Origin of the sequence: Pseudoalteromonas sp. XI10 (genome assembly GCF_001469895.1) — a bacterium.
Classification (GTDB): Bacteria; Pseudomonadota; Gammaproteobacteria; order Enterobacterales; family Alteromonadaceae; genus Pseudoalteromonas.
Map to the genome: position 1 here is coordinate 17,223 of NZ_LOPY01000063.1, position 15,888 is coordinate 33,110.

The window sequence follows — 15,888 nt, forward strand, 5'->3', positions numbered from 1 at the left end:
GTAATAGGTTTATGATAAACTGCTTTTTAATCAATGTTAATATTGATTTTTAAACGAACTGATGAGATTTTAACTAATGGGTATCTTTTACTCTTGTGTTAATGAATTGCGTAAGTATAATAGGCATCCACTTTGCAGGGGCGTAGTTCCAATTGGTAGAACAGCGGTCTCCAAAACCGACGGTTGGGAGTTCGAATCTCTCCGCCCCTGCCACTTTTTACACAATGTGTGCTAAGTCTGAAATTAAAAATCGGTTTAAACAAGTCAGTTTTTAAGTTTAGATTTTAATGGATTAACCCTGCCAGAGCGCAGGGTTGTTGTGTCTGTAGTTAAGGTAAAAATATTATGAGCACGAATGTAGAAACACCATCAAGTGCGATGGATTCAGTAAAGTGGATTGTAGCAATTGCGCTACTAGCAGGCGCAGTCGTTGGTAACCACATGTATGCAGACCAATCTGTATTATTACGTGCTATTGGTGTAGTGGTTGCTGTTGCAGCTGGTTTAGGCATTGCCTCACTAACTGAAAAAGGTCGTACTTTTCTTGCGTTTGCAAAAGAAGCACGTATCGAAGTACGTAAAGTTGTGTGGCCAACTCGCCAAGAAACAACACATACGACATTAATTGTAATGGTTGCAACTGTGATTATGGCGCTTATCCTTTGGGGATTAGATGGCATTTTATTCCGCGCAGTAGGCTTTTTAACTGGATTGGAGATCTAATCCCATGTCGGATGAGAAGAACGAAAAGAAACTACGTTGGTACGTAGTACAAGCTTTCTCTGGTTACGAGAAGCGTGTAGCACAAACTATTCTTGAGCACATCAAGATCGAAGGTTTGGAAGATAGTTTTGGTGAAGTATTAGTACCAACTGAAGAAGTTGTTGAGATGCGCGCTGGTCAAAAGCGTAAATCAGAGCGTAAATTCTTCCCAGGTTACGTACTAGTTCAAATGGACATGAACGATGCAAGCTGGCACTTAGTGAACAGCACTGCACGTGTTATGGGATTCATTGGTGGTACGTCTGATCGTCCAGCACCAATTAGCCAAAGAGAAGCTGACCGCATCTTAAACCGTCTACAAGAGAACTCTGAGGCACCTAAGCCAGCTACATTATTCGAGCCAGGCGAAGTTGTTCGTGTTATCGATGGTCCATTTGCTGACTTCAGCGGTGTTGTTGAAGAAGTTGATTACGAGAAGAGCCGCGTAAAAGTGTCTGTTCTTATCTTCGGTCGTTCGACACCTGTTGACCTTGAATTTGGTCAAGTTGAGCAAGACAAGTAAGTAAAAAATTAAAGCAGCCAAAATCGTTTAATATTTTGGCAATATGCTTGAAAAAGGCCGCTGATTAACTTATAATCAGCGGCCTTTTTGTGTTAGGGCAAGTTCTAACTTGTTTTATCACTAAAAAGTGAGAACCAATTTTTAAACTGGGAAGCCGTTAGAGTACGCGTCCTCGCGCGCACAAGGCTATGACCCACCAAATGAGGTATTTATTATGGCTAAAAAAGTTGAAGCTATTATCAAGCTACAAGTTGCCGCTGGTATGGCTAACCCTAGTCCTCCAGTAGGTCCAGCACTAGGTCAACACGGTGTAAACATCATGGAATTCTGTAAAGCGTTCAACGCACGTACAGAATCTATCGAAAAAGGCGCTCCAGTTCCTGTAGTGATCTCTGTTTACGGTGACCGTTCTTTCACGTTCGACATGAAAACTCCACCGGCTGCTTACTTACTTAAGAAAGCTGCAGGCATCAAATCAGGTTCTGGCCGTCCTAACACTGAAAAAGTGGGTACAGTAACTCGTGCTCAACTTGAAGAAATCGTTGAGACAAAACGACCTGACCTTACAGCGGCTGATATGGACGCTGCAGTTCGCACTATCGCAGGTTCTGCGCGTGCGATGGGCTTGAACGTAGAGGACTAAGATAATGGCAAAATTAACTAAACGTATGCGTACAATCCGCGAAAAAGTGGATGTAACTAAAGATTACGAAATCAACGAAGCAGTTGCTCTTTTAAAAGAGTTAGCGACAGCTAAATTCGTAGAAAGTGTTGACGTTGCTGTTAACCTTGGTATCGATGCTCGTAAATCTGACCAAAACGTTCGTGGTGCAACTGTACTACCTAACGGTACTGGTCGTGAAGTTCGTGTTGCTGTATTCACACAAGGCGCTAACGCAGATGCTGCGAAAGAAGCTGGTGCTGAATTAGTGGGCATGGAAGATCTTGCTGAACAAGTTAAGAAAGGCGAGATGAACTTTGACGTTGTTGTTGCATCTCCAGACGCTATGCGTGTTGTTGGTCAACTAGGTCAAATCTTAGGTCCACGTGGTCTAATGCCAAACCCTAAAACTGGTACTGTAACTCCTAACGTTGCAGAAGCAGTTAAAAACGCGAAAGCAGGTCAAGTTCGTTACCGTAACGACAAGAACGGTATCATCCATACTACTATCGGTAAGGTTGATTTCACTGCTGAGCAACTTCAACAAAACCTTGAAGCTCTTATTGTTGCGCTTAAGAAGGCTAAACCTTCTCAAGCAAAAGGTACTTACGTGAAGAAAGTAACTATCTCTACAACAATGGGCGCAGGTGTTGCTGTTGACCAAAACTCTCTAAGCACAGTTGTTGCTTAATTAAGAGTTTACATGGCGCGAAATTTGAACTATAATTTTGCGCCATTTTGTTGAGAAAGTTAATTTCGAAACAAGTAAAGAATTCGGGTTGAAGTCCATAATTTCGTAATGCCTTCGGGTAAAAACGATAAATTGGGCTTCCGTCCAAGACCGTAGGCGGCTTCGGCCTTAATATTTTACCTACGTAGACGGTGTGAATCCCCAGATAGATTTTTCCTAATCTTCTGGCTCTCGCCGTAAAAAGCATCTCCATCTTTGATGGGGAAGAGTAGAACAGGGAAGCCAATTTCGGCAACCCATTAAACCAGGAGTAACACCCATGGCTTTAAATCTTCAAGGCAAAAAAGCAATTGTTGCTGAAGTCAACGAAGCAGCCACTGGTGCTCTTTCTGCAGTTGTTGCAGATTCTCGTGGTGTAACAGTTGGTGCTATCACTGCCCTTCGTAAAGAAGCTCGTGAAGCTGGTGTATGGATGAAAGTTGTTCGTAACACTTTAGCTAAACGTGCTGTTGAAGGTACAGATTTTGAGTGCCTTTCTGACTCACTTGTAGGTCCAAGCTTAATCGCTTTCTCTTCAGAGCACCCAGGTGCTGCTGCGCGTATCTTCAAAGATTTCGCGAAGAAGAACGAGAAATTCGAAGTTAAGACGGCTGCATTTGAAGGTAACGTAGTAGACGCAGCTATGCTAGCAACTCTACCTACTTACGACGAAGCTGTTGCACGCTTAATGAGCGCTATGAAAGAAGCGTCTGCAGGTAAATTGTGTAAAACAATTGAAGCAGTACGTGTACAGAAAGAAGAGCAAGCTGCTTAATTTTAAGCTGTTTTTTTGTTCACTTTCGGTGTAATATTTTTTTTGGGCTATATTTAGTCCGTAATAATTAGGAAATTTGTAATGTCTGTAACTAAAGACCAAATCCTTGATGCTATTGCTGAAATGTCAGTAATGGACGTTGTTGCTCTAGTTGAAGCAATGGAAGAAAAATTCGGCGTAACTGCAGCAGCTGCTGTTGTTGCTGGTCCTGCTGCTGAAGCAGCTGAAGAAAAGACTGAGTTCGACGTAATCCTTACTGGCGCTGGCGCTAACAAGGTTGCAGCTATCAAAGCTGTACGTGGTGCTACTGGTCTTGGCCTTAAAGAAGCTAAAGCACTTGTTGAAGCTGCTCCTGCACCTATCAAAGAAGGTGTATCTAAAGAAGAAGCTGAAGCACTTGCAAAAGACCTTACTGAAGCTGGTGCTGAAGTTGAGGTTAAGTAATCTAGCTTTTGCTAGGTTCGCTGCCTGAGTAATCAGGCAAGGGCTGGTGATTATTTAATCACCGGCCTTTTTGCGCTATAGAGCGATGCAATCCTGTAACGCAAATAAAATCTAATTTTCTCTTTACTTTCAAGTTGTTACCTATTTTGGTGTTGAAAGTGTCAGAGCGAAATAGAACAACAATTTAATGTTGTACATCTTGGCTTAGATGCCAGTTAAGTCTGTTCTTACAAGAACAGGTCGGGTCAAAGATCAGCAAGCTGAGGAACCCCATGGCTTACTCTTATTCTGAAAAGAAACGTATCCGTAAGGATTTTGGTAAACGTCCACAAGTTTTGGATATACCTTTCTTACTGTCGACGCAGTTAGAATCGTTTAAAAAATTCTTAGTCCCTGACGCTGATGGCGATCACGGTTTGGAAGCTGCTTTCCGTTCTGTGTTTCCTATCAAAAGCTACTCGGGAAATTCTGAGCTTCAATACGTAAGTTATCGTATTGGTGAGCCAGTATTCGATGTAAAAGAATGTCAAATTCGCGGTGTGACTTATTCTGCTCCACTTCGCGTAAAATTGCGTCTTGTGGTGATGGACAAAGAAGCACCAGGCACAGTTAAAGACATTAAAGAGCAAGAAGTTTACATGGGCGAAATTCCGCTCATGACTGATACCGGTACCTTTGTTATCAATGGTACAGAGCGTGTTATCGTTTCTCAGCTACACCGTAGCCCTGGTGTATTCTTTGATAACGACCGCGGTAAAACTCACTCGTCAGGTAAAGTACTTTATAACGCGCGTGTAATTCCTTACCGTGGTTCATGGTTAGACTTCGAGTTTGATGCAAAAGATAACCTTTATGTACGTATTGACCGTCGTCGTAAATTACCGGCGTCAATCATCCTACGTGCACTTGAGTACTCAACGGATGAAATCCTAGAGATATTCTTCGATACAACTGCGTTTGAAGTTGCTGACGGTAAAGTTCTTATGGAACTTGTTCCTTCACGCTTACGTGGTGAAACTGCCGCTTTTGATATCAAAGGCGAAGACGGTGAAGTCCTTGTTGAAGCGGGTCGTCGTATTACTGCGCGTCACATCAAGAACATCGAGAAAAAAGGTATTAACCAATTAGAAGTACCGCATGAGTACATCATTGGTCGTGTTGTAGCTAAAAACTATGTTGATGAGTCAACAGGTGAGATCATCGCAAACGCGAATGACGAGCTATCACTTGAGCTAATGGCTGAATTGGTTAAAGCAGGTCACACTAAGATTGATACACTATATATCAATGAAGTGGACAGCGGCGCCTACATGTCAGATACAATACGTATCGACACAACAAGCAACCGTTTAGAAGCATTAGTAGAAATTTATCGCATGATGCGCCCAGGCGAGCCACCGACGAAAGACGCGGCTGAAGCCTTATTTGATAACTTGTTCTTCTCTGACGAGCGTTACGATTTATCAACAGTTGGTCGTATGAAGTTCAATAGCCGTGTAGGTTATGACTCAGATACTGGCCCTGGCACATTATCGAAAGAAGACATCGTAGCTGTTATGAAAGTGCTTATCGCTATTCGTAACGGTGTTGGCGATGTTGATGATATCGACCACTTAGGCAACCGTCGTATCCGTAGTGTTGGCGAAATGGCTGAGAACCAATTCCGCGTTGGTCTAGTACGTGTTGAGCGTGCTGTACGTGAGCGTTTAAGCTTAGGTGACCTTGACGCTGTAATGCCACAAGATCTTATTAACGCTAAGCCTATTTCGGCTGCGGTTAAAGAGTTCTTTGGTTCATCTCAGTTATCACAGTTCATGGACCAAAATAACCCGCTTTCAGAAGTAACGCACAAGCGTCGTATTTCTGCATTAGGCCCGGGTGGTTTAACACGTGAACGCGCTGGCTTCGAAGTTCGAGACGTTCACGTAACTCACTATGGTCGTGTATGTCCAATCGAAACGCCTGAGGGTCCAAACATCGGTCTAATTAACTCATTGTCTACGTACGCACGTACGAATGACTATGGTTTCTTAGAAACACCTTACCGTAAAGTGGTAAACGGTGTAGTTACTGATGAAGTAGATTACTTATCAGCCATTGAAGAAGGTCAGTTTGTTATCGCTCAGGCGAACTCAAACTTGAACGAAAACAATGAGTTTGTTGATGAACTAATTCCATGTCGTCACAAAGGTGAATCAACCTTTATGGGCAAAATGGACCAGCAATATATGGACGTATCACCACAACAGGTGATCTCTGTAGCGGCAGCACTTATCCCGTTCCTAGAACACGATGATGCTAACCGTGCATTGATGGGTTCAAACATGCAACGTCAAGCTGTACCAACACTTATCGCGGACAAACCGCTGGTAGGTACAGGTATCGAGCTTACACTAGCGAAAGATTCTGGTGTAACTATCGTTGCTAAGCGTGGTGGTGAAGTAATGTATGCGGATGCAAGCCGCATCGTTGTAAATGTACATGAAGATGAGCGTATTCCAGGTGAAGCGGGCATCGATATTTACAACCTTACTAAATACACTCGCTCAAACCAAAATACATGTATTAACCAAAAACCAACTTGTATGGTTGGTGAGCCGGTAACACGTGGTGACGTATTAGCAGATGGTCCTTCGACTGACCTAGGTGACTTAGCACTTGGTCAAAACCTTCGCGTGGCATTCATGCCATGGAACGGTTATAACTTCGAGGATTCAATCCTACTATCTGAGCGTGTAGTTCAAGAAGATCGTCTAACGACTATCCACATTCAAGAACTACAATGTATCGCACGTGATACTAAATTAGGTCCTGAAGAGATCACAGCAGATATCCCTAACGTAGGTGAGTCTGCACTAGGCAAGCTTGATGAATCAGGCGTTGTTTATATCGGTGCTGAAGTTAAAGGCGGCGATATCCTAGTAGGTAAAGTGACTCCGAAAGGCGAAACGCAATTAACACCAGAAGAAAAGCTACTACGTGCTATCTTCGGTGAGAAAGCGTCAGACGTTAAAGACAGCTCTTTACGCGTACCAAACTCTGTAACTGGTACTGTAATCGACGTACAAGTTTTCACCCGTGACGGTGTTGAAAAAGATAAGCGTGCGTTAGAAGTTGAAGACATGCAGCTTCGCGAAGCGAAGAAGGACTTCAACGAAGAGTTCCGTATCTTAGAAGCAGGTGTATTAGACCGTGCTCGTAAGTTACTTGTTGACGCAGGTCTGAACGCAGATTCAATTGCATCACTAAATGCTGAAAAGCTGCTTACTCAAAGCCTTGCTGAAGAAGACAAGCAAGCTGAACTTGAGCAACTAGCTGCCCAGTACGATGAGCTTAAAGCTGAATACGATAAGAAGTTTGAAAACAAACGTCGTAAGATCACTCAAGGTGATGACTTAGCACCAGGCGTACTTAAGATTGTTAAAGTATACCTAGCTGTTAAACGTCGTATCCAACCGGGTGATAAGATGGCGGGTCGTCACGGTAACAAAGGTGTTATCTCGACTATCGTACCAGTAGAAGATATGCCATACGATGACAAAGGTCGTACGGTAGACATCGTTCTGAACCCGCTAGGTGTACCATCACGTATGAACATCGGTCAGATCCTAGAAACACACATGGGTCTTGCTGCACGTGGTGTGGGTGAGCGCTTAGAAGAAATGATGAAAGAGCAGCGTGAACTGCACGAAATCCGTAGCTTCGTTAAGAAAGTTTACGAATTAGGTGATTGTCGTCAGAAAGTTGATATCGACTCGTTCTCTGATGATGAAGTTCGTCGCTTAGCTGATAACTTGAAAGGTGGTTTACCGATCGCAACTCCAGCCTTTGATGGTGCTCGTGAAAGCGAAATCAAAGACTTACTAGAGCTTGGTGGTTATCCAAGAAGCGGTCAAGTTACACTTTATGATGGCCGTACTGGCGATCAGTTCGAACGTCAAGTAACTGTTGGTTACATGTACATGCTGAAACTTAACCACTTGGTTGATGACAAGATGCACGCACGTTCAACTGGTTCTTACAGCCTTGTTACTCAGCAGCCGCTGGGTGGTAAAGCTCAGTTCGGTGGCCAGCGTTTCGGTGAGATGGAGGTGTGGGCACTAGAAGCTTACGGTGCTGCATATACTCTACAAGAAATGCTAACAGTGAAATCGGATGACGTGAACGGTCGTACTAAGATGTATAAGAACATCGTAGATGGTAACCATAAGATGGAACCAGGTATGCCAGAATCGTTCAACGTATTGTTGAAAGAAATCCGCTCACTGGGTATCAACATCGAGTTGGAAGAAAATTAAGCCATTTAGGTGCGGCGTAAGCCGCACCTGTTAGGCCGAATAGAATGTAGGGGCGATTGGTTCGCCCTCAAGATTAACCTCCGACAGGAGAGCTAAGGTGAAAGACTTACTTAAGTTTCTGAAGCAACAAAATAAGACCGAAGAATTCGATGCAATTCGCATTGGTCTTGCTTCGCCAGATATGGTTCGTTCATGGTCATACGGTGAAGTAAAGAAACCTGAGACAATCAACTACCGTACTTTCAAGCCTGAGCGCGACGGCTTATTCTGTGCCCGTATTTTCGGCCCAGTGAAAGATTATGAGTGTTTATGTGGTAAATATAAGCGCCTTAAGCACCGTGGTGTTATTTGTGAAAAGTGTGGCGTTGAAGTAACGCTTACTAAAGTGCGTCGTGACCGTATGGGTCACATTGAGCTTGCGAGCCCAGTTGCGCACATTTGGTTCTTAAAATCATTACCGTCACGTATCGGCTTAATGCTAGACATGACACTTCGTGACATCGAGCGCGTACTTTACTTCGAATCATTCGTAGTAACTGAGCCTGGTATGACAACGCTTGAGCGTGGTCAGCTTTTAGGTGAAGAAGAGTACCTAGATGCACTAGAAGAGCACGGTGATGAGTTTGAAGCGAAGATGGGTGCAGAAGCAGTATTAGACTTGCTTCGTGAACTTGATCTTGGCCAATTAATTGCTGAAATGCGTGAAGAGTTACCAACAATTAACTCTGAAACTAAGCGTAAGAAGATCACTAAACGTCTTAAATTAATGGAATCTTTCCACCAATCAGGTAACAACCCTGAGTGGATGATCATGACAGTACTTCCAGTACTTCCGCCTGATCTACGTCCATTAGTACCACTAGACGGTGGTCGTTTTGCGACTTCTGATCTGAATGACCTTTACCGTCGTGTTATTAACCGTAATAACCGTCTTAAGCGTCTATTAGATCTAGCAGCACCAGACATTATCGTACGCAACGAAAAACGTATGTTACAAGAAGCGGTAGATGCGCTACTTGATAACGGTCGTCGCGGTCGTGCGATTACAGGTTCTAACAAACGTCCTCTTAAATCGCTTGCTGATATGATCAAAGGTAAGCAAGGTCGTTTCCGTCAGAACTTACTTGGTAAACGTGTAGATTACTCTGGCCGTTCTGTAATCACAGTAGGTCCTACGCTTAAACTACACCAGTGTGGTCTTCCTAAGAAGATGGCACTTGAGCTATTCAAACCATTTATCTATGGCAAATTAGAGCGTCGCGGCATGGCTACGACTATCAAAGCTGCTAAGAAGATGGTTGAGCGTGAAGTGGCAGAAGTATGGGATGTATTAGACGAAGTAATTCGTGAACATCCAGTATTACTTAACCGTGCACCAACACTTCACCGTTTGGGTATCCAAGCGTTCGAACCTGTGCTTATCGAAGGTAAAGCGATCCATTTACACCCATTAGTTTGTGCGGCGTACAACGCTGACTTCGATGGTGACCAAATGGCGGTACACGTACCGTTAACGCTTGAAGCACAGTTAGAAGCACGTGCTCTAATGATGTCTACAAACAACATCCTATCTCCAGCGAATGGTGAGCCAATCATCGTTCCTTCACAGGACGTTGTATTAGGTCTTTACTACATGACTCGTGATCGCATTAATGCGAAAGGCGAAGGTACTGTATTTAAAGATCCTAAAGAAGCTGAAAAAGCATACCGCAGTGGTAATGCTGAGCTACATGCGCGCATCAAAGTACGTATTAGCGAAACAGTTAACAATGAAGAAGGTGAAGCAGTTGAGCAAGTATCTATTGTTGAAACAACAGTAGGTCGTGCAATTCTTTCACTAATCCTACCTAAAGGCATGCCGTTTGAGTTAATCAACCAAGCCCTAGGTAAGAAACAAATTTCTGGCTTATTAAACGAGTGTTACCGTCGTCTAGGTCTTAAAGATACAGTTATCTTTGCTGACCAAGTAATGTACACAGGTTTCCACTACGCAATGAAGTCAGGTGTTTCAATCGGTATCGATGACCTAGTTATCCCACCGGTTAAAGCAGAAATCATTGAATCAGCGGAAGCTGAAGTAACTGAAATCAACCAACAATTCCAATCAGGTCTTGTAACGGCTGGTGAAAAGTACAATAAAGTTATCGATATCTGGTCACGTGTAAATGAAAACTTATCACGTGAGATGATGGCGAACTTATCAAAAGACACTGTAATCAACGCTAAAGGCGAAGAAGAAGAGCAATCTTCATTTAACTCAGTGTTTATGATGGCAGACTCAGGTGCACGTGGTAGCGCCGCTCAGATCCGTCAGTTAGCGGGTATGCGTGGTCTAATGGCACGTCCAGATGGTTCAATCATCGAGACACCAATCACGGCGAACTTCCGTGAAGGTCTAAACGTACTACAGTACTTCATCTCAACGCACGGTGCGCGTAAAGGTCTTGCCGATACAGCACTTAAAACAGCAAACTCGGGTTACTTAACGCGTCGTCTAGTAGACGTTGCACAAGACTTAGTAATCAACGAAGACGACTGTGGCACAGAAGATGGCTTAACAATGAAACCGCTTATCGAAGGTGGTGACGTTGTAGAAGCACTTCGTGAACGTGTACTAGGTCGTGTTGTTGCTGAAGATGTATTAATTCCAAATACTAACGAAGTACTTGTTGAGCGTAACGTTATGCTTGACGAAAAACTGTGTGACCTTTTAGAAGAGCACTCAGTGGATGAAGTACGCGTTCGTTCAGTAATCACTTGTGATAATGACTTTGGTGTATGTGCTAAGTGTTACGGTCGTGACCTTGCGCGTGGCCACATCATCAATCCAGGTGAGTCAGTAGGTGTTATCGCGGCACAATCAATCGGTGAGCCGGGTACACAGCTTACGATGCGTACCTTCCACATCGGTGGTGCGGCATCTCGAGCGTCTGCTGAAAACAGTGTACAAGTTAAAACTAACGGTACATTGAAGTTACACAATGCGAAGTACGTATTAAACACAGACGGTAAGATTGTTATCACGTCTCGTTCAACAGAGATCACTATCATCGATAGTTTTGGTCGTGAGAAAGAGCGTTATAAAGTACCTTACGGTGCGGTGTTAGCAGTACAAGATAATGCAGAAGTTCAAGGTAACGACATCGTTGCTACTTGGGACCCGCATAGTCACCCAATCGTTCTTGAGCACAAGTCAAAAATCTCGTTCAGCGACGTTGATGACTCAAATACCGAAGCACAAACAGACGAGTTAACTGGTTTAACACGTGTGGTTGTTAAAGACTTAGGTAAAGCGAATGCGAAAGAACCTAAACTAATCATCGAAAGCGATGAGCGTGGTCTGCAAGAAACACGTCTTCCTTCATTCACAACGATTGAAGTAACAGACGGTGCAACTGCAAACCCAGGTGACGTACTTGCACGTATTCCGCAAGAAGGTTCGAAGACTCGTGATATCACGGGTGGTCTACCTCGCGTAGCTGACTTATTCGAAGCACGTAAGCCGAAAGATCCTGCAATCCTTGCAGAAATCACAGGTACTATCAGCTTCGGTAAAGAAACTAAAGGTAAGAAGCGTCTTGTAATCACTCCAGCTGAGGGTGACGCATACGAAGAGATGATCCCTAAATGGCGTCAACTTAACGTGTTCGAAGGTGAGCAAGTGTCTAAAGGTGAGGTTATCGCCGATGGTCCTGAGTCACCACATGACATCTTACGCCTACGTGGTGTAACTCATGTAGCTAACTACATCGTTAACGAAGTGCAAGAGGTTTACCGCTTGCAAGGCGTTAAGATCAATGACAAGCACATTGAGACAATTATTCGTCAGATGCTACGTAAATGTATCATCCTTGACGGCGGTGACACTGAGTTCTTAGCCGGTGAACAAGTTGAAGTAGCACGCGTTAATATTTCTAACCGTGAACTTGAGAAACAAGGCAAGATCCCAGCGAAGTTTGAAATCCAGTTAATGGGTATCACTAAAGCGTCACTTGCAACAGAATCTTTCATTTCTGCAGCATCGTTCCAGGAGACAACTCGTGTCCTAACTGAAGCGGCTGTAAATGGTAAGAGCGATGAGCTTCGTGGTCTGAAAGAAAACGTAATCGTGGGTCGTCTGATCCCAGCTGGTACAGGCTTTGCGTATCACCAAGACCGTTTAAACCGTCGCAAGCAAGGTGAAATCGTTGAAGAGCAAACAGTAAGCGCTGAAGAGGCAACTCAAGCACTAACTGACGCACTAAACGCAGATATCTCTGGAAACCAATAATCTCAACTTAATCAATAGATTAAGAAATCGTAAGGCAGTTATCTTCTGCCTTACGATGAGTTAAGGTTGACAGGTTAAACTTTGCTCATTAAAATTCCGCCACCCATTTGCCTGCACGTTTTGTAACGAGCATGTAAACAGGGCGGATTTTTTATTTTTTCAGTAGTAATTTTAATTTCAGGAGCTATTTAAATGGCAACTATTAACCAGCTAGTGCGTAAGCCACGTCGTAGCAAAGTTACTAAAAGTAACTCAGCTGCACTTAAAGCTTGTCCGCAAAAGCGTGGTGTATGTACTCGTGTATATACAACTACACCTAAGAAACCAAACTCTGCATTACGTAAAGTAGCGCGTGTTCGTTTAACTAACGGTTTCGAAGTAACATCTTACATTGGTGGTGAAGGCCACAACTTACAAGAGCACAGTGTAATCCTAATCCGTGGTGGTCGTGTTAAAGACTTACCAGGTGTGCGTTTCCACACTGTACGTGGTGCACTTGACTGTGCAGGCGTTAGCGACCGTCGTCAAGCTCGTTCTAAATACGGTGCTAAACGCCCTAAGGGCTAATGGTTCTCCGTTAGTAAGGCCAAGCACTAAATTTTTAAATTAATTGTTTTGGGTATTGACTCTAAAAGAGCAAACCTGAAGATACCGGAGATACAAAATGCCTAGAAGACGCGTAATAGGTCAACGTAAAATTCTTCCAGATCCTAAGTTCGGATCGGAACTTCTTGCTAAATTCGTTAACGTAGTAATGTTAGACGGCAAGAAATCTACTGCTGAAAAAATCGTTTATGGTGCGTTAGACGTGGCTGCTGAGAAATCAGGCAAGTCGCACCTTGAAATCTTTGAAGCTGCACTTGAAAACGTTCGCCCACAGGTAGAGGTTAAATCTCGCCGTGTTGGTGGTTCAACGTACCAAGTACCAGTTGAAGTACGTCCAGTACGTCGCAACGCATTAGGTATGCGTTGGTTAGTAGACGCTGCACGTAAGCGTGGCGAAAAATCTATGGGCTTACGTTTAGCTCAAGAAATCGTTGACGCTGCTGACAACAAAGGCACTGCGGTTAAGAAACGTGAAGACGTTCACCGTATGGCTGAAGCGAATAAAGCATTCGCTCATTACCGTTGGTAATCTGCCCTTAACCTTTAAGAGGATCATATGGCACGTACAACTCCACTTGAGCGCTATCGCAATATCGGTATTTGCGCTCACGTAGATGCAGGTAAAACCACCACAACAGAACGTGTTCTGTTCTACACGGGTCTTTCTCATAAGATCGGTGAAGTACATGATGGTGCTGCGACTATGGATTGGATGGAGCAGGAACAAGAGCGTGGTATCACAATCACTTCTGCTGCAACAACGTGTTTCTGGAAAGGGATGGACGCTCAATTTGACGACCATCGCATCAATATTATTGATACACCAGGACACGTAGATTTCACTATCGAAGTAGAGCGTTCTTTACGCGTACTAGATGGTGCGGTAGTTGTTCTTTGTGCTTCATCTGGTGTACAGCCGCAAACTGAGACAGTTTGGCGTCAAGCGAACAAATACGAAGTTCCTCGCATGATCTTCGTAAACAAAATGGATCGCACTGGCGCTGACTTCTTAACAGTTGTGGACCAGGTGAAATCTCGTCTTGGAGCAACGCCTGTTCCAATTCAGCTACCAATTGGTGCTGAAGACGACTTTAAAGGTGTTATTGACCTTATTAAGATGAAAGCCATTAACTGGAATGCCGAAGATCAAGGCATGACTTTCTCTTATGAGGACATTCCGGCAGAACTTCTGGAGCTTGCAGAAGAATGGCGTTCTCACATGGTTGAGAGCGCTGCTGAAGCATCAGAAGAACTAATGGACAAATATCTAGAAGGTGAAGACCTGACCGAAGCTGAAATTAAAGCAGCTTTACGTCAGCGCACATTAGCAAACGAAATTGTTCCAATGACCTGTGGTAGTGCATTTAAGAATAAGGGTGTTCAAGCTGTGCTTGATGCTGTTATCGAATATATGCCTGCGCCAACACAAGTGAAACAAATCCAAGGTATCGTAGAAGATGGTACTGAGGAAGAACGTCCTGCTGATGACAACGCACCGTTTGCCGCACTTGCTTTTAAGATTGCGACAGACCCGTTCGTTGGCACCTTGACCTTCTTCCGTGTTTACTCTGGTAGTGTTAAACAGGGTGATGCGGTATACAATCCAGTTAAAAGTAAGCGTGAGCGACTTGGTCGTATCGTTCAGATGCATTCAAACTCACGTGAAGAGATCAAAGTAGTCTACGCAGGCGACATCGCAGCGGCTATTGGTCTTAAAGACGTAACAACAGGTGAGACACTGTGTGATCCGAACTCAATCATTACGCTTGAGCGTATGGAGTTCCCAGAGCCAGTTATCTCTGTTGCGGTTGAGCCTCGCACAGTAGCTGACCAAGATAAGATGGGAATCGCGTTAGGTAAACTAGCGGCAGAAGATCCATCTTTCAGAGTACAAACTGACGAAGAATCAGGCCAGACTATTATTTCTGGCATGGGTGAACTTCACCTTGATATCATTGTCGACCGTATGAAACGTGAATTCAGTGTTGAATGTAACGTTGGTAAGCCGCAGGTAGCATACCGTGAAGCTATCCGTTCAGCTGTTGAAGTTGAAGGGAAGTTCGTACGTCAATCAGGTGGTCGTGGTCAATATGGTCACGTCTGGCTTAAACTTGAACCGATGGATATTTCGGATGATGAAGCGCCAACTTACGAGTTCGTTAACGAAATCGTTGGTGGTGCCGTTCCTAAAGAATACATCCCTGCGGTAGACAAAGGCATCCAAGAGCAAATGTCTCAAGGTGTGCTTGCAGGCTACCCATTACTTGGCGTTAAAGCGACTCTATACGATGGTTCATTCCATGATGTAGACTCGAATGAAATGGCATTTAAGATTGCAGGTTCAATGGCGATGAAGAAAGGTGCGCTTGAAGCAAACCCAGCTCTTCTAGAACCAGTAATGAAGGTTGAAGTTATCACTCCTGAAGAAAACATGGGTGATGTAGTTGGTGACTTAAACCGTCGCCGCGGCATGATCGAAGGCATGGAAGAAGCATTCGGTGGTCTTAAGCAAATTAATGCGCAAGTACCACTTTCTGAAATGTTTGGTTATGCAACTGATCTGCGATCTGCAACACAAGGCCGTGCATCTTACTCTATGGAGTTTTTGAAGTATGCAGAAGCCGCTAAAAACGTTGCAGATGCAATAATTGCAGCTCGCGCTGTTATATGATTTAGCTTGTCTGGCCCAATAGTGGGTCAGGCGTTAATTTCTTTATAGGAATTTTTTAAGATGGCAAAAGAAAAGTTTGAACGCGTAAAACCGCACGTAAACGTTGGTACAATCGGCCACGTTGACCACGGTAAAACAACTCTAACAG

At 43.9% G+C, this 15,888-nt stretch carries 12 protein-coding genes and 1 tRNA gene; all 13 read left to right on the plus strand.

All coding sequences use genetic code 11. From position 1 onward, the window contains the following. The first annotated feature begins 136 nt into the window (after positions 1-136). Positions 137-213 (plus strand) — tRNA-Trp (locus AUR67_RS20720). A 132-nt stretch (positions 214-345) separates the two neighbouring features. After that, on the plus strand, positions 346-723 hold the full coding sequence (secE, locus tag AUR67_RS20725; protein ID WP_036971579.1) for a preprotein translocase subunit SecE: 378 nt from the start codon (positions 346-348) through the stop codon (positions 721-723). A 4-nt stretch (positions 724-727) separates the two neighbouring features. Beyond that, positions 728-1,285 (plus strand): transcription termination/antitermination protein NusG, encoded by a 558-nt coding sequence (gene nusG, locus AUR67_RS20730; RefSeq protein WP_058586661.1) that lies wholly within the window; start codon positions 728-730, stop codon positions 1,283-1,285. 214 nt (positions 1,286-1,499) lie between these two features. Next, entirely contained in the window at positions 1,500-1,928 is a 429-nt protein-coding gene (rplK, locus tag AUR67_RS20735) for a 50S ribosomal protein L11 (protein WP_054554827.1), read from the plus strand. Positions 1,929-1,932: 4 nt separating this feature from the next. Further along, positions 1,933-2,637 (plus strand): 50S ribosomal protein L1, encoded by a 705-nt coding sequence (gene rplA / locus AUR67_RS20740; RefSeq protein ID WP_054564002.1) that lies wholly within the window; start codon positions 1,933-1,935, stop codon positions 2,635-2,637. A gap of 319 nt (positions 2,638-2,956) precedes the next feature. After that, complete coding sequence (gene rplJ, locus AUR67_RS20745; RefSeq protein ID WP_054554829.1) at positions 2,957-3,451, plus strand: 50S ribosomal protein L10; 495 nt, start codon at positions 2,957-2,959, stop codon at positions 3,449-3,451. A gap of 81 nt (positions 3,452-3,532) precedes the next feature. Continuing rightward, the gene (gene rplL, locus AUR67_RS20750; protein WP_054554830.1) at positions 3,533-3,895 is read left to right on the plus strand and encodes a 50S ribosomal protein L7/L12; all 363 of its coding nucleotides are present in this window, start codon (positions 3,533-3,535) and stop codon (positions 3,893-3,895) included. Between the two features lie 272 nt (positions 3,896-4,167). Then, on the plus strand, positions 4,168-8,193 hold the full coding sequence (gene rpoB, locus AUR67_RS20755; RefSeq protein ID WP_058586662.1) for a DNA-directed RNA polymerase subunit beta: 4,026 nt from the start codon (positions 4,168-4,170) through the stop codon (positions 8,191-8,193). Between the two features lie 97 nt (positions 8,194-8,290). Next, entirely contained in the window at positions 8,291-12,463 is a 4,173-nt protein-coding gene (gene rpoC / locus AUR67_RS20760) for a DNA-directed RNA polymerase subunit beta' (RefSeq protein WP_058586663.1), read from the plus strand. A gap of 192 nt (positions 12,464-12,655) precedes the next feature. Continuing rightward, positions 12,656-13,030: a 30S ribosomal protein S12 gene (gene rpsL, locus AUR67_RS20765; protein WP_002958885.1), complete on the plus strand. Its 375-nt coding sequence runs from the start codon at positions 12,656-12,658 to the stop codon at positions 13,028-13,030. Positions 13,031-13,127: 97 nt separating this feature from the next. Then, complete coding sequence (gene rpsG / locus AUR67_RS20770) at positions 13,128-13,598, plus strand: 30S ribosomal protein S7 (RefSeq protein WP_054554834.1); 471 nt, start codon at positions 13,128-13,130, stop codon at positions 13,596-13,598. 27 nt (positions 13,599-13,625) lie between these two features. Next, on the plus strand, positions 13,626-15,740 hold the full coding sequence (gene fusA, locus AUR67_RS20775) for an elongation factor G (protein WP_058586664.1): 2,115 nt from the start codon (positions 13,626-13,628) through the stop codon (positions 15,738-15,740). Positions 15,741-15,800: 60 nt separating this feature from the next. Next, the coding region (locus tag AUR67_RS20985; protein ID WP_235591772.1) for a GTP-binding protein at positions 15,801-15,888 on the plus strand (88 nt) is incomplete at its 3' end.